Origin of the sequence: Paenibacillus sp. E222, assembly GCF_013401555.1 — a bacterium.
GTDB lineage: Bacteria > Bacillota > Bacilli > Paenibacillales > Paenibacillaceae > Paenibacillus.
Genome location: NZ_CP058552.1, coordinates 1,414,736 through 1,429,814, shown reverse-complemented (window position 1 = coordinate 1,429,814; position 15,079 = coordinate 1,414,736). Strand labels below are relative to the sequence as shown.

Here is a 15,079-nt window from a genome sequence, read left to right as displayed (position 1 = left end):
AAGCACTTCATCGCTCGGATGAAGGAACCTGCTCCTTTTTATAATTATATATAAGGGATTACTATCGCTAATTAACGCGCGGCTTCGTTCTCAGCTTCCCAACGCGAGATTTCAGCACGGACTTTGGGAGCGACTTCTTTGCCGAGCAATTCAATGGCTCTCATCACTTCTTCATGCGGCATCGTACCGAGGGGAGTGTGTAGCATGAAGCGTGTAATACCCACTTCTTTGCGCAGATAGATAATCTTCTGAGCCACGGTATCCACATCACCCACATACAATGCGCCTTCCAGACTGCGTGCCGCGTCAAAGGTTGCACGGCTGTAGTGTCCCCAGCCGCGTTCACGGCCCAGTATGTTCATTACAGCCTGAGCTGGAGGGAAGAATTTCTCCACGGCTTCATCTGTTGTATCCGCAATGAACCCATGAGAGTGGGAAGCCACAGTCAGTTTGGAAGCGTCGTGACCTGCATGTGCGGCTGCTTTTTTGTACAACTCCACCAGTGGCGCGAATTGAACAGGACGACCACCAATAATAGCGAGGACAAGCGGTAATCCAAGCAGACCTGCGCGGACAACCGATTCCTGGTTACCGCCACTACCGATCCATACAGGCAGCTTCTCTTGTACCGGACGTGGGTAGATGCCCAGATTGTTAAAGGAAGGGCGGTGTTTGCCTTCCCAAGTTACTTTTTCCGAGTCACGCAGCTTTAAGAGCAGCTCCAATTTTTCATCAAATAATTCATCATAATCATTCAGATCATAGCCGAACAATGGGAATGATTCGATGAATGATCCCCGCCCTGCCATAATTTCCGCACGCCCATTCGAAATGCCATCCAGCGTTGCAAAATCCTGAAAAACCCGTACCGGATCAGCCGAAGATAGCACCGTTACAGCGCTGGTTAGGCGAATGCGTTTGGTCTGTGAAGCTGCGGCGGCCAGAATGACAGCTGGTGATGAAGCGGCATAGTCGGCACGATGATGTTCTCCCACGCCGTATACATCCAGCCCCACCTGATCTGCCAAAACAATCTCTTCAACGACGTCGCGAATACGCTGCGCATGGCTTATAAGTTCTCCTGTGTTTACATCTGGGTTCGTTTCCACAAATGTACTGATTCCGATTTCCATTGTCTATTCCTCCCTGGTATGAAGCGATCCGTCGTTCATCTAACCTATTGTAAGTAGATCACCTTTTGTTATTTATCTTAATATTGAACTATTTTGATGAAAAATACAAGTGCCCCCTGTTTCCAGAGGGCACTTTCGTGAAATATTCTTCTCAGAATCCAATGATTTCATGATTATTTCTTTTTCCCAATGTACAGCAGATGAGACGAGATTCCCAATATCGATGGGTCTTTGGCCGCCTCAATCATGTAGTGAATCAACTCATCGTATTCCCCGCGTTCTTTCCAATATTGCTGCTGCTCTTCTGTGAGCATAGCTCTCAGACTGGACGATCCAATCAGGTTTACAGTTTCGAATCCGTGCTGCTCCATAAACGGGTTAATATCCTGAATGTTGAAATAGTACGCCCCCGTAAACCGTCCTTGATCCAGATGATCGAATGTCCCCTTTTCCACAAAAGACCGGATAGCTTCCATATGGTCATGTGGTTTCCATTGCTGCGGGAATTGCAAAGAGGTAATGCCCATTCGCATGCGGCTCTGCATCGCTACAAACACAGTTCCCCCACGCTTGGTGACCCGATGCAGCTCCCGTACCGCGGCCACTCGCTCTTCTTCCGTCTGCAGATGATACAACGGCCCCAGCATCAGAGAGGCATCATACGTCTCATCTGCAATGCCGTTCAGATGGGTCGCATCCAATACATGGAATCCATCAAACTGCTGTGTTAAATCCAACTCCATTGCCTTCTGCCGAGCCATATCCACAGATGCAGGGGTCAGGTCTGACAGTGTGACATGGTATCCGAGCCTGGCAAGCTCCATCGCATATTTGCCTGGTCCGGCGCCATTGTCCAGCACAAGTCCGGTTGCCGGAAGGGACTCTCGGATATAATGCATGTTAATGATGAACTCGAGTGGCTCCCGGTCCAGCCTCCCCCACTCATCAAATCTGGAATAATACTCAATCACACGTGATCTTTCCATGATTCTGCACCTGCCTTTTCTCAACATTAAGGCCATATAAAAAAACAAAAAACCTGCCGCCTCAACTAAGAGGCGACAGGTCTGACCTTCGCGGTACCACTCTTTTTTGATCCATGAACAGGATTGGATACATCGTGCTCCAACCTATCCTGCCATAACATCTCAGGACCTGATGACGGAGGTTAACCGTCAGGATCTACATGAAGTCAGCGTATAGCATCATTTTCAACATCCAGCCCTTCCCTGTGCTGAACAATGACGATACTTACGTAACTACGATTCGATCCTGCTGCTCACAGGTGAGTTGGGGATAGGTTGGACTGCCTTGCACCATAACGACAGTTCTCTGGACCAAACCTTGTGCCTTAATACTCCTGATCAATGCATTTGACTGTTAAATTTTACTCAGTATAGTACTTCTAAATATTTCCTGTCAATTCTTATTTTCCAGTTGCACAGCTACTTCACGTTCCGGTTCTTCTGTGCTGTACATCCACGGATATACGATTGCTGAATCCGATGTGTAATTATTATACCGATCAATACCCAGGTTTTTTCCGTCACCCGCAAATTGAGTCTTGGCCGGAGTACCATAACTTCGTTTGCCCTTCTGGATCGTATAGGTCTGATTAATTCCACCAAAATGTAGATCATCACTATATCTCTCCACGTACAAATCACCGTCCTTACGGTAATATGTCCAATGGATTATAGAATCGCCCAGATTCGAATTAATGTATTGTGGTTTCTCCCCAATCTCGGATAAGGTAATTGGCTCAAATTCACCCTGAATATAATTGACTTTATGGCGGGCATACAAGGTCATTGGGGTATCCTGATTAACTTCCAATCCAGAGGTTACTTCGAAGCGCAGTTCCGCTTCATGTGCCGGATCGTCCGACGGCCATACCCCTCCAATTAACTTGCTGCCATTTACATCAAGTGTGTATTTCAAATATGGTAATTGCATGAAATATTCGCTATGAGTAACGATCAGCCTGATTTGGGTGGGTGTAATTATGGCTTCCTTGATGACTGCTCCATCCGACTGATCCTCCAGAGGTATATTTAGCACTCTTGTACTCGTACCACTAAGCATCTCTGTTTTATCCAGACGTATACCGATATCCAGTGGTTGGTCCATTTTGCTTTCTTCTTTACTATAAGCCAGTACATAACTTGCTGCTTGTTGCTTCAACGTCTCCAGGTTATAGAACTGTTCTGATATATATTCACCATGTTCTCCAGGCTTGCCATTTATGCTCGGTGCATTCTCCTCCACCATCTGTCCATTCTGATCATATATCTTTAAATGCGGAAAGGCGTAGTCACGAACCTCCGGTTGATCAAAGGTTAATGATGTAGACAACATCATCTTATTTTCCTTCTCGTTGAATGCGCTAACTACAAGTTCACCCAAACCATCCTTGTTGATATTGAACACCTGTGATTGTGGCTGTAACGGATCTAGGGTAATTTCCTTTTCTTCCGGAACTAACACTTGGATTCCACCTACAGTGAATTCGACATTCGCTTCTTTTCCTGATGGTGTCCACTCCGTCTCAAAGTACCCTTTAAACTTGCCATCAGTCTGATCAGGAACATGGTAGTATCTCCCTTCAATTAGCTTGCCGCTCTCATCTCGCAGGCCAATAGAAGGGAATCTTACGGTATCACCTTTATACTTACCAGGGTCCAGTGTATACAAAATAACTGTGCGATTATCATCGGAAAAGGCTGTATCCAGAGTTAATGTTACCCCTTTTACTGTTACGGACTGATTCAGTTTCTGTCCAAGCTCCTTTTGCATGGCATTCTGGATACCACTGCGGTGATTTAAAAGATCACCCCAATTGTAGTGGACTGCTGCATATACCGGCGTCGCCATGAGAATAACTGCAGCGGTTCCGATCAATGCAGTCTTTTTCCATTTGAAGTGTTGTTGCACATGTGCTTTATTCTCTGATACATGAAGTTCAGGGCAACGCACCCGATCCTGTACTATCTGATCCCACATGGCATCGAAATCGGGATAGCGAATATCCTCATCATTTTTCAGATGACGAGACAACAGATTTTCCGTATGCTTCACTATACATTTCCCCTTTCTGATGTTGCTTTCTCGCTTGGTCCCATTTTTTCCTAAGCAATCGAATTCCCTTATAAACTCTTGACTTCACCGTGCCCAGTGGTACTTCCAGAATCTCTGCAGCTTCGGATAAACTTAATTCATTCATATAACGCAGCAGAATCGCTGAACGTATTTTCTCAGGCAGCTCATGAACCCATTGTGCCCAGACCTCGGACTCCTCCACATGCTCGATCAACGTATCAACCGGATCAGCCGTTCGTTGAGGCGTGAGAATAAACTGCTTTTTCTCCCGCTGCTTGGCTGTGCGCTCCCTCTTCAGAAAGTTAAGACAATGATTCACCGTAATTCTCATCAGCCATGTCTTCATGTATTCAACCTTCTGCCAATCCTGACGAAACACCGTAATAAAAACATCGTGGCATACATCTTCTGCATCCTGAGCGTGATGGAGCATGTAATAACAAGTTCGGTACACATCCTTGTTGTACTTTTCAAACAGTTCCTTTTCGTTCAAAAGGTTCCCTCCTTTCTCTGCATCAGCCTTTTCAAATCTATAGACAAAGCCGATCCTTCAAAGGTTCATTCTTACCCTTTCTCCACACAACAAAAAAGAACCTTCACTTCCACAGCATTGCAGAAATGAACGTTCTTTATGGTTTAAGACAAGACCAGTAACATGGCAATCCAGCGATGCCTAAGAGGAGATGCTAGATTTTTTTCACAAACTCGGACTTCAGCTTCATTGCGCCCAGGCTGTCGATTTTGCAGTCGATGTCATGGTCACCGTCAATCAGACGAATGTTTTTGACTTTGGTGCCCTGCTTAACTACCAACGAGCTGCCTTTCACCTTCAAATCCTTAATGACCGTAACGGTATCGCCATCATTCAGGACATTACCATTTGAATCGCGTACTACTTTACTTTCTTCTGCATTCTCTTGTTCAGACACTAGCCTCCATTCGTGCGCACACTCTGGACACACCAACAGATTACCGTCCTCGTACGTGTATTCGGAATTACATTTGGGGCAATTAGGCAAATTAGACATATGTATTAAACTCTCCATTCATTTTGTGGCTTCCTCGCAAGTATACGGGAATGCAGTCCATTGTTCCACATCGGCACGAGGTTAATTGATTTTAAACTAAATTTAAGATTGCCCCGCCCCCTGATTTAAGGAAGGCTTCTTATACTAAAATTCCAGAAGAACAATTGATAACAAATACTATTCTTAAAGTCGTGTCTCACACGAATTGCTGATATCCATTTCCGATTAGAAGGAGTTTCTGCTTATGTCACCCTATGTTTTTCCTGTCCAAACGGCTTTTTTTATTTTTGTCCTTATCGCCATGTTTTTGCTGGTGCCTTGGTTGATCTACGGATATCGGAAAGATGGATTTTTTAGCTGGTCACGATTTGGCGTCAGCTTTTCATTTATTTTCTACCTGCTGGCTGCGTATTGTCTGGTTATTCTTCCTTTCCCGACCACGCGTAATACATGTGCACAGCAAGCGGCGGATACCGTATATTACAACCTTTTTCCGTTCACCTTTGTAAAAGATATTATGAAAGAAACACCGATCGTCTGGTCTCAACCCGCCAGCTATATGGTAATGATTCAGGGCAGAGCTTTTCTGCAAGTTCTGTTCAACGTAATGCTTCTCATGCCACTTGGCGTGTATATCCGGTATTTTTGGCAAAATAGATCGTACTGGAAACAGGCTTTAATAAGCGGATTCGGCTTATCCCTGTTCTTTGAGATTACCCAGATCACAGGCTTCTACGGTTTTTATGATTGCCCGTACCGGTTGTTTGACGTGGATGATCTCCTGCTGAATACTTCAGGAACGGTGCTTGGATTCTTCGCAGCTCCCATCCTGCTTGCCTTATTCCCATCTCGTGCAAGTATTCAGGCGAAAAGCGAACAAATCCTCGAACAAAACAAGGTCTATCCTGTACCTCAATTACTGGCGCTTATCATTGATAGTGTAGTTGTTGTGTTTGCAACCAATTTAATGTCTATTTTCAATCTAACCCATACAAATGCTATGACCATTATGCTAAATACCATGATCGCGATGCTGTTTGTATTTTTCTTTATCCCATCCCTGAAAGAAGGCAGAACACCAGGTTCAGCCCTGATGCGATTCAGATATGTTGATCAACGGACTGGCGAGCCTTCCAGCAGTTCCCTGTTCAAAAGATTGCTCGCGCTTTACGTCCCTTGGCTGTTTGTGACCATTGCTCAAATCATAAACGAGTATGCTTTGCTAAACAAAAACGCGATGCTTGAGCCCTATAAAATATGGCTCTCTGTCGGCATTGTTGGTTTGCATGTGCTGATTCTCCTGGTATTGTTCGCTCATGTCATACTGGTGCTGTTCTCCCGGGGCAAGCGAGCGTTTTACTGTGATGATGTGTCTAAGACAAGAGCATCCCGAAAGTAAATGCTGGACTCATTCCACCTCACAGCACATAGGTTCGGGTGAAGAAAAGTACCGTATCGTTTGCCATTAAAGTCGTCAAGTTGGGTCCATCGTAAAAAAAGGTGTGCCTCGTCAGCCAATGACGAGACACACCTTTTAACTATGTTAAGATGAAGTCCAGAGGTGGTCGGACTATAGCCCCAGCAGCTTACGTTTGGAAGCTTCCGGGTCATGGACCAACTCCACTTCATGATTGAAAATTAGCGTAGCGCGATCATCTTCGTAGGCAGGCCAATTTACTCCCGCTGTCTCAGGCTTGCCCTGCTTGGCAAACGAAATCCATGCATCCTGCACTTTACCCGCAAGTTCTGCTGCTGCGGCATCCGGTTCGGCATTCATAAACTTCAATACAGGCAATGTATTAAAAGCAAAGAAGATATCGATACTATGAATTGATTTTTGCAGCAGTGGATGCTCTGGCATCACCCAATCAAAGCGATACATCCATACTGGTGCATGCTTCTTCTGAGCTGCCGCATATTGCACAGCCGAGCGCCAGAAGAACAAATCCGTCATTACCTGGGCCTGGCCATCTGCAGTCTTCGGATAACTGTCCGCAATGGCAGCCCGATTCTCCAGATCAGGTGTCATAAAATCAACAGCCTTCACCATATTGATCTCTTCGGAGTAAGGCACCTGAGGCTGAATGAACAACGAGCCTTCATGCAAAGTGGTTCCAATTAGTACAGGGATATCCTGTGCTGCGCCCTTTTCTACCGCCTGGAGAGGCGAGTTCGGAAGTGTATCTCCATCCAGTACGGGCTGGAACAACAGGGCCATCCCTGCACCGCTTTGTTGTTTGACCGTCTCGCCAGCAGCGATGATTTGCTCCACTGGAATGGTTTTGAGTTTATGCAGGTCATCTGGTGTCACACCCAGAACCTTCAGCATGCCTTCACGAATGGCTGAAGCCTGCTCTGCTGGCATGACTTGCGAGGCTCCACTTTGCATAATGGCACGGTGGAACAACCCTTTGGCTGCTGGCATCGCCATCAAAGCCGCAATACTCATGCTGCCCGCAGATTCTCCGAATACAGTGACGTTACCCGAGTCGCCGCCAAAAGCCTCAATGTTGTCCTGTACCCATTGCAGTGCAGCAACCTGATCCAGTAAACCCACGTTGGATGCAAAACCTTCTCCCAGCGGGGCCATATGCAGGAATCCAAGCGGCCCCAGGCGGTAATTGATCGTCACGACGATAACGTCTCCTCGGAGGACGAGTTGTGTTCCATCGTACATCGGCTGGCTGCCAGCGCCTGAAACGAACGATCCACCATGAATCCATACCATCACGGAAAGTGGATCATGGCTTTCTTTTTCAGGTGCCCAGATATTCAGGTAAAGACTATCCTCCGATTCCACCGGCGGCAGTCCGGATATGGCCTCGGTTTGAGGATTTCTTGGCTGTATATTTTCAGGGCCGAATTGCTTCGCCTCTCTGACTCCATCCCACGACTCGGGTGGAACCGGAGCCTGAAAGCGTAATTCACCCACGGGTGGTTTAGCATAAGGAATGCCTTTCCATACATTCACTCCATGCAGAAGCTCTCCTTGAACCGTGCCATATCTTGTATTCACTTGAAGTTCCCTCATGCGCACATACATCCTCTCTACTGATCGATAGTTCCAGTTTACGACTGGTATTGTTCAGATCTGGGTGTAACTTTGAGCTGATGAAATTCTGTCTCAAGGTTTGTTTAATAACGTACACAAAGAATGACCTTCTATTGCTTCAACGCCCTTTCGTATGTACTGGCTGGCGCGTTTCCAATAATTTGAGTATAAATCCCAGCTGGTCCCATTTACAAGTTTGCCCAAAATCAACCGCCATCGCTACGTTTCACGTGGAACTTTTGCAGTAATAATAAAGACTCCGCTTCAATTAACGAGCGAAGTCTTCTATTGCTGCCCTGGATATTCCATCAACTTACACGATGTATGGATCAATTACCGCCGTTTACTTTTACCGGATAATGAACCGTATATTCTGCACCTTCAATCCAGCTCCCGGTTACATGATTACGACCCTTAACGACAACCCGATCGCGGTACACATCCACATGTAGACTCTCACTTCCCTCCAGATGCTCATCCTCATCCGTCCAGAGATAAGCTACAGAGGAAGCATTAAACATCGTTGGCAGCTGTCCGCCACCTTCGTACATGGTGCGCCGAGCCTCTAATTGCCAATGGGTGTGCCCAGAGAAGAGGATGACCTGAGGATAACGACTTAGCACAGCCTTTAATGCTGCGTCCTGATTCACGCCATACCAACCCTGTTCCTTCATGGAACCCGCAACAGTATCCATCAGTGGTTGATGGAGAAAGACAAAAATCGGCTGCTCCGGCAATGCTTGCTCCGATAGTTTCGTTTCCAGCCATTGCAGTTGATCGGCAGACATATCACAATCTTTCGGATGAGGCTGCTCCGTACCCAGGAAGATATAATGATAACCGTCGATCCAGTGGTCGTGATACGATCCGTTCATACCTGTGATTGCTGTAAAATCGCTCAACCGCTTCTGCCATAACTCTTCAATTGAGATGGAATTCTGTGGTTTTTCAATATCATGAGCCTCGACTTGGCCCATATCCCCTGAATGCCCTAATACCTCGCCCACCTCATGCTGGGTCATGGTGGTCAAATTCAGCGGCGGATCTCCCCATAGAATGGCTCCGATATCATGATTGCCTACAGTGTAACGTATTTCAGGCAGTGATTCGCTGTGAGTCTCCAATATACGCTGCAACTCCTGGTATTCTTGCGGCAGTCCACGATCAGTCACATCACCCACATGCATAATTCCACTGCTGCCATGACTATATGTTGCGATGTCTTCCAGTGCTTTCTCCAGATGACGGTTATGGATATGATCGGCCTGCTCTCTTACATGAGTATCGGTGATGACCTGGAAGCTGACGATCGGTTGTTCGTGTTTATTTTCATTTCCCATCAGGAATCACTCCATTTCAGTCCAATAATGCCAATCAGAATAAAGCCCATCCAGACGATCGACATCGCCTTCAGACGTTCTCCCAGAAAGTAATGTCCCACGATCCCAATCAATGTAATGCCTACGCCTGACCAGATGGCATAAGCAACACCCAGCGGCATATACTTCACAGCAAAATTCAACAGGGTAAAGCTCGCTCCATAACAGGCAAACATAAGAATGGAAGGCCATAAGCGGGTAAACCCATCCGATACCCTCATCAGAATCGTACCGCTCAGCTCCAATCCAATCGCCAGGGCAAGCAGTATCCAGCCGGTATACGAATGACTCGTCATCGGTTTACCTCGACTTCCAGCAATTCATCAAACGAACGAACCGTAAGATCCGCGAGCTTGATATGAGCAGGGTCACCGACAGCAATCTTCCAGGCAGCCCCCGCAGCACGAGCCATCTCCATATCACCATCCGTATCGCCGATCACGACAGCTCTTGCAGCAGGTATACCCAGCCGCTCACACGCCAGCAACAACATGTCAGGAAACGGTTTTCCCCGTCCAACCTGATCCGTTCCTACAACTACAGTGAAAAAAGAGTCAATCCCCATCCACTTCAAATGACTTAGGGCATTTTCGGTCTCATCCGCTGTGACGACGCCCATTTTCAGTCCTTTGCTGCGACACTGCTCAAGAAAGGCAAGGACACCTGGGAGAGGCTGAGCAGGGCGCTCCTTATTCATTGCATATTCTGCCTGTAGCAAACATTCCCTCACGATAATTTTCGCTTCCGCCCAGCTCAATCCTGCACGATAGCCATGCCAAGTTAATACGGCGTAGACCTCCTCCATCGTTCCCATGGCAAGGGGGCCTCGCACATCATAACCGTTCATTCGACCCTGCTCATCATGGAATGTCCCCCATATATGAGGAATCTCTGCTGCGTTGAACTGAAGGGCACGAGCAGCAAGCTCTTCCCGGAAGTTCTCCATCACACAATCGGTCCAGAAGCCCCACATGGCTGTAAAATCAAGCAATGTCCCATCCTTGTCAAATAAAATAGCCTCAATTGGGGTCGAAAGGTTCCCCAGCGTTAATTCGGGCATCGGTTACGCTCCTTGTCTGCTAAATTAAGAAGTCAGAAAAGCGGTACATGACTGCACCGCTCCTCCAAGTTAAGCTTGTTTCCCTTGTTATTTCACGCGATCCAATTCTTTTTGAGCCTTTTCTTTGGCTTCTTTCAGCGCTTGTGCGGCTGGAATGTTATTAATCTGAACCTGATCTGCTGCATCCTTCAGCGCAGCATTGATTTTGCCTCCGGTCGGGTCCTGAAACGGAGCCGAAGCATGGGAAGCCTGCTGCAATGGAACCTTAATTTGCGGATTCTCTTCACTGAACGTTTTGAAAGCAGGATCTTCTTGAGCAGATTGACGAACTGCAATATAACCTGTGTTCATGGACCACGCGGCTGTATTCGCTGTTTCCGAGAAATACGTCAACCATTTATAAGCTGCTTGCTGCTGTTCCGGACTTGCTTCTGCCGGTATACCTGCCATGATTGCACTCGCTACAGGTTTGCCTTGGCCTACACCTTCCCAGCCCGGTTGTTCCATGGCTGCAACGATGCTGAAATCCAGATCTCCTTGGTCACCGCTGGAACCTGTGTATCCGGCTGCTTTATTTTTCATCACGTCATCAATGGTTTTGTACCAGTACTCCCAGCCTTGTCCGCCAAAGTGAATCCCCATGGTCTTGTCCTCATTAATCCACTTGCGGAACAGTTCCCACGTCTCTACCCATTCCGGTGAATCGATCGTTACGGTCTTGCCGTCATCACTCAGAATCTTCCCGCCTTTACCCAGCACGGCGTCAATCATGTTATCGCTACCCCACATCGGCTCCCAGCCATAGAAGGTTGTCTTGCCATTCTCCTGCTTGCTCATCTTCGCTGCCGCTTCAGCAAGTGCCTCCCACGTCGTCAGAGTGGCAGGATCGATATTATTCTTTTTGAGCGCATCCATACGGTAATACATGATCTGAGTTGTTCCGTACATTGGTAAGAAATACTGCTTGCCGTCTACTTTTCCCTGCTCCAGGAAGGTCTGAACGTAATCTTCCTTGTTAAAGCTCTGATCGGCAGCGATCAGCTCGTCCAGTGGTGCATAGTACCCTTTGCGCGCCCAGTCGATATTGGAGCTTAGTACAGCGGCGGGTACTTTTTTCGAGGCAATAGCTGCCTGCAGTTTTTGTTCCGTCTCCGTGTAATCGGCTTGTACAATCCCTTTGACAACAACGTCGCTCTGGGATGCATTGAAGGCGTCAATCGTCTTCTTCATGTTATCTCCCAGGTTACCACCCAGACCATACCAGAACTCAATCTCGACCGGACTACTTGATGCAGAATCCGCTCCATTCGCAGCAGCTGCATCTGAACCCTTCCCTGTGCCGCTATCGGCTGAGGAACCACATGCGGTGATCAGGGCGAAACTTGCAGCCAGTACCAGCGACATGCCCCCTCTCCACCTGAGCTTTAATTTGTTCCGCCATTTCATACTCGCTTGACCCAATTTCATTTTGATTCCTCCTATATAAAGTATGTTGTGAAAATCAGTTCTTGTTCACGCCGGCAGTAATATTCACACTTTGCATGATCGTTTTCTGGGTAAACAGGAAAAGGATAAGCAGCGGTGCGATGGTAAAGGCACTGGCAGCCATGATCTGGGGCCATGCCAGACCGTAGGCTCCACCCTCCACGAAAAAGCTGCGCAGACCTGCGGATACCAGCTGCAGATTCGGGTCTTTGGTAATGAGCATCGGCCAGAAATAGTTGTTGTACTGGTCAATGAATGTAATCAACACCATCACGGCAAACGATGAACGAACCAGCGGTGTCATAATGGTCCACAGAATGCGGAAGTGCGACGCTCCATCCAATTGTCCGGCTTCTACCAGTTCGTGCGACACCTGCATGAACGCCTGACGGATCAGGAAGATGGAGAACACACTGACACAGTTGGACACAATCAGTCCGGTATAGGAATCCAGTAATTTGAGTTCGCTGAGCACCAAATAACTGGGCAAATACACGGCGGTACTCGGTATCATGTAGCCCACCAGGATCAATCCGGTGAGTACCCCTTTTATACGAAAACGCATATGGGTAAGTGCATAGGCCATCATGCTGGAGTTAATGACCTGGATCAGACAGATCGCCGCCGCTACCCCTGTACTGTTCAGAATGTAACGGGCAAACGGAGCAGCTTGCCAGGCATCCACATAATTATTCCAACGGAACGTTTCGGGCCAGAAGGTTGGCGGGAACTGCCAGATCTCGTCATTCGTTTTGAACCCGCTAATGACCATCCAGTAGAACGGAAATGCCATTGTCAGACTCACCAGCGCAAGCAGCAGATAGCGGAGTGCGGTAGCAAATCCTTTTCCTGCACGAGGGACCTTCTGTTTCTGCACTTCCTCACGACGATTATCTTTTCTTGTTTGGTTGCTTAGAGTGGTCATGTTCATCAGTAGTGCACCAGGCGTCGGCCGAGCAGGAAAGATACTCCTGACAGCAGAACGCAGATCAGAATAATAACGACGGCGATGGAAGAAGCCTCGCCCACATTGAAGGACTCAAATGCAGATTGATAATACATGTAAAGCAGTGTTCTTGTTGATCCCGCCGGTCCCCCTTGCGTCATCACGTTGATCTGGTCATAAGCCTGAAGCGACTGGATCGTCAGGATGATGGACAGGAAGAACGTGGTGGGTGAAATCAACGGCAGTGTAATGCTTCTGAACTTGTCCCAGCTGCCTGCCCCATCAATCGATGCGGCTTCAAGCAGATCGGATGGCAGATTACGCAAAGCAACCAGGTAAAATACCATGGACCAGCCAATCGATTTCCACAGCGTGACGATGAGCACAGCTACCAGTGCCCAGTTCTGATCTTTCAGCCAGCCGATCGGGGATATGCCGACCCAGCCAAGCAACAGGTTGGCCAGCCCCACTTCAGGTTCGAAAATCCATGACCACGCAATGGAGACTGCGACAGTCGGGGTCACCCAAGGGGAGAATAGCAGCGTCCGGAACAGGCCGGAGGACTTAATCTTGCTGTTCATGAGCATGGCCAGCGCCAATCCGCCCACAATCGTAGGCACGACACTTCCAAGACCGAACAACAGCGTAACCTTCAATGAACGGTAAAATTCAGAATTGGTTAGCAGGTAGCTGTAGTTATCCAAACCGACGAATAATTTGTCAGGACTCATGAAGTCCCAATCCGTAAAACTCAGATATACAATGTATCCCAAAGGCCCCAGCCAGAAAATGAGTAATGGGATAAGGGCAGGAAGGGTGAAGAGAACCGCTTCTGTCTCCCTCCATAATTTCACACGCAATTTGCACACTCCTAATCGTCCAAATTTTATTTAATTTTTCTAAAATTCATGCCTTCAAACTCCCTTTAATCTCTTCTGTACAAAAATGATTGTATAATACATTTGAAAAAACTAATTCCGGGTTATGTTAAAATAACGCGAGGTCATGTAAAATATGAAAAGGAAACAGGGAGTCCCATCCATATACTAGAGGTGAGATTGTGGGAAAAGAAGCTGCCGAGGACCAGAACCATTCGTCGTTGTCCTATCGGCCCGAGCTGAGGGAAAAAGTCATTGACGCCATTGCCAATACCATGGATCTGTACGGAGTCAATCATTCATTTGGCCAACTGTATGGCATTATGTATTTTGAGGATCGCCCCATGACACTGGAAGAGATGAAAACGTCCATGAACATGAGCAAAAGTAATATGAGTTATGCTGTACGTTCGCTTACCGAATCTCAGATGATCTATAAATTGGAGGAAAAGCGGGAACGGCAGGATCAGTATCTGGCCGAAACAAACTTTTTCCGTACGTTTCAGAACTTCTTCGGGGCCAAGCTTCAACGGGAAATCGACGTGATGCAGGAAAGCCTTCGGGAGGTCATTCCGCAGTTATCGGAAATTATTCTCGCCAGAACAACTCCACCGGAGGAACGGGAAGACGCTTTGCGCGATTTGCATAAACTTCAGCATGCCGAGCAGTATTATGAATGGTTGCAGGGATTTGTAGATCAACTGCGGGAAGGTGTTTTTTACAAAGACGCTCCGCATGAAAGTGATTAATGCAGCGTTGCGAAGAATCTCCAGTATAACGATCTTAATGAAACGAGCTTCTTACGAAAAAACCAGCAAAAGGCCAACCCCAGGGATGGCCTCTTCTTTGTTACCACTCGTGGATTCTCGGGTGTTTCGTTAGATCAAAAATGTATACGTGCCATCTCGATCGCCACCGTTGTGCCGTCGCCAAAAATGCCATACAGTCCGGTAACGGACTAACCAAGGGTACCTCTCACTTCTTTATGAACGCCCCCTCCCCGGAAGCATCCACAAGCG

At 47.4% G+C, this 15,079-nt stretch carries 14 protein-coding genes; 2 read left to right on the top strand and 12 right to left on the bottom strand.

Features of this window, described 5'->3' with window-relative positions; genetic code table 11:
• Nucleotides 1–71: 71 nt before the first annotated feature.
• The 5 genes from HW560_RS06445 to HW560_RS06425 all read right to left on the bottom strand — a co-directional run bounded on the left by HW560_RS06445 (nucleotide 72) and on the right by HW560_RS06425 (nucleotide 5,260).
• Nucleotides 72–1,133, bottom strand: a complete 1,062-nt coding sequence (locus HW560_RS06445; RefSeq protein ID WP_090902952.1) for an LLM class flavin-dependent oxidoreductase — start codon at nucleotides 1,131–1,133, stop codon at nucleotides 72–74.
• 173 nt (nucleotides 1,134–1,306) lie between these two features.
• Nucleotides 1,307–2,119: a class I SAM-dependent methyltransferase gene (locus HW560_RS06440; protein ID WP_090902950.1), complete on the bottom strand. Its 813-nt coding sequence runs from the start codon at nucleotides 2,117–2,119 to the stop codon at nucleotides 1,307–1,309.
• Between the two features lie 433 nt (nucleotides 2,120–2,552).
• Nucleotides 2,553–4,211, bottom strand: a complete 1,659-nt coding sequence (locus HW560_RS06435) for a DUF4179 domain-containing protein (RefSeq protein WP_179262426.1) — start codon at nucleotides 4,209–4,211, stop codon at nucleotides 2,553–2,555.
• On the bottom strand, nucleotides 4,168–4,725 hold the full coding sequence (locus tag HW560_RS06430; protein WP_090902946.1) for an RNA polymerase sigma factor: 558 nt from the start codon (nucleotides 4,723–4,725) through the stop codon (nucleotides 4,168–4,170). Before HW560_RS06430 ends, HW560_RS06435 begins: the two co-directional genes overlap by 44 nt.
• A 193-nt stretch (nucleotides 4,726–4,918) precedes the next feature.
• Nucleotides 4,919–5,260: a zinc ribbon domain-containing protein YjdM gene (locus HW560_RS06425; protein WP_090903613.1), complete on the bottom strand. Its 342-nt coding sequence runs from the start codon at nucleotides 5,258–5,260 to the stop codon at nucleotides 4,919–4,921.
• 244 nt (nucleotides 5,261–5,504) lie between these two features.
• On the opposite strand from HW560_RS06425, the gene HW560_RS06420 reads away from it, so the two are divergent.
• Nucleotides 5,505–6,659 (top strand): VanZ family protein, encoded by a 1,155-nt coding sequence (locus tag HW560_RS06420; RefSeq protein ID WP_179262424.1) that lies wholly within the window; start codon nucleotides 5,505–5,507, stop codon nucleotides 6,657–6,659.
• Between the two features lie 171 nt (nucleotides 6,660–6,830).
• Here HW560_RS06420 and HW560_RS06415 read toward each other — a convergent pair whose 3' ends face one another.
• From HW560_RS06415 to HW560_RS06385, 7 genes are all read right to left on the bottom strand, one after another.
• Entirely contained in the window at nucleotides 6,831–8,291 is a 1,461-nt protein-coding gene (locus tag HW560_RS06415; RefSeq protein ID WP_090902942.1) for a carboxylesterase/lipase family protein, read from the bottom strand.
• 350 nt (nucleotides 8,292–8,641) lie between these two features.
• A complete protein-coding gene (locus HW560_RS06410; RefSeq protein WP_090902940.1) occupies nucleotides 8,642–9,652 on the bottom strand; it encodes a metallophosphoesterase family protein in 1,011 nt (336 codons plus the stop codon).
• Nucleotides 9,652–9,987, bottom strand: a complete 336-nt coding sequence (locus HW560_RS06405) for a DMT family transporter (protein WP_090902938.1) — start codon at nucleotides 9,985–9,987, stop codon at nucleotides 9,652–9,654. The genes HW560_RS06410 and HW560_RS06405 overlap by 1 nt, the downstream gene beginning before the upstream one ends.
• Nucleotides 9,984–10,751 carry an HAD family hydrolase gene (locus HW560_RS06400; RefSeq protein WP_179262422.1) on the bottom strand — a complete coding sequence of 256 codons (768 nt, stop codon included), beginning with the start codon at nucleotides 10,749–10,751 and terminating at the stop codon, nucleotides 9,984–9,986. The genes HW560_RS06405 and HW560_RS06400 overlap by 4 nt, the downstream gene beginning before the upstream one ends.
• An 87-nt stretch (nucleotides 10,752–10,838) precedes the next feature.
• On the bottom strand, nucleotides 10,839–12,218 hold the full coding sequence (locus HW560_RS06395) for an ABC transporter substrate-binding protein (RefSeq protein WP_090902934.1): 1,380 nt from the start codon (nucleotides 12,216–12,218) through the stop codon (nucleotides 10,839–10,841).
• A 34-nt stretch (nucleotides 12,219–12,252) separates the two neighbouring features.
• Complete coding sequence (locus tag HW560_RS06390) at nucleotides 12,253–13,167, bottom strand: carbohydrate ABC transporter permease (RefSeq protein WP_256222228.1); 915 nt, start codon at nucleotides 13,165–13,167, stop codon at nucleotides 12,253–12,255.
• Nucleotides 13,167–14,042 carry a carbohydrate ABC transporter permease gene (locus HW560_RS06385; protein ID WP_063565861.1) on the bottom strand — a complete coding sequence of 292 codons (876 nt, stop codon included), beginning with the start codon at nucleotides 14,040–14,042 and terminating at the stop codon, nucleotides 13,167–13,169. Before HW560_RS06385 ends, HW560_RS06390 begins: the two co-directional genes overlap by 1 nt.
• Nucleotides 14,043–14,242: 200 nt before the next feature.
• Between HW560_RS06385 and HW560_RS06380 the strand changes: the two genes are divergently transcribed.
• Nucleotides 14,243–14,809 (top strand): GbsR/MarR family transcriptional regulator, encoded by a 567-nt coding sequence (locus HW560_RS06380; protein ID WP_090902932.1) that lies wholly within the window; start codon nucleotides 14,243–14,245, stop codon nucleotides 14,807–14,809.
• The last annotated feature ends 270 nt before the right edge of the window (nucleotides 14,810–15,079 follow it).

Coding starts and splice junctions, on each gene's coding strand:
- HW560_RS06410 (WP_090902940.1), bottom strand. CDS start 9,652: ATGGGAAATGAAAATAAACACGAACAACCGATCGTCAGCTTCCAGGTC.
- HW560_RS06420 (WP_179262424.1), top strand. CDS start 5,505: ATGTCACCCTATGTTTTTCCTGTCCAAACGGCTTTTTTTATTTTTGTC.
- HW560_RS06395 (WP_090902934.1), bottom strand. CDS start 12,218: ATGAAATTGGGTCAAGCGAGTATGAAATGGCGGAACAAATTAAAGCTC.
- HW560_RS06440 (WP_090902950.1), bottom strand. CDS start 2,119: ATGGAAAGATCACGTGTGATTGAGTATTATTCCAGATTTGATGAGTGG.
- HW560_RS06445 (WP_090902952.1), bottom strand. CDS start 1,133: ATGGAAATCGGAATCAGTACATTTGTGGAAACGAACCCAGATGTAAAC.
- HW560_RS06400 (WP_179262422.1), bottom strand. CDS start 10,751: ATGCCCGAATTAACGCTGGGGAACCTTTCGACCCCAATTGAGGCTATT.
- HW560_RS06415 (WP_090902942.1), bottom strand. CDS start 8,291: ATGAGGGAACTTCAAGTGAATACAAGATATGGCACGGTTCAAGGAGAG.
- HW560_RS06425 (WP_090903613.1), bottom strand. CDS start 5,260: ATGTCTAATTTGCCTAATTGCCCCAAATGTAATTCCGAATACACGTAC.
- HW560_RS06390 (WP_256222228.1), bottom strand. CDS start 13,167: ATGAACATGACCACTCTAAGCAACCAAACAAGAAAAGATAATCGTCGT.
- HW560_RS06405 (WP_090902938.1), bottom strand. CDS start 9,987: ATGACGAGTCATTCGTATACCGGCTGGATACTGCTTGCCCTGGCGATT.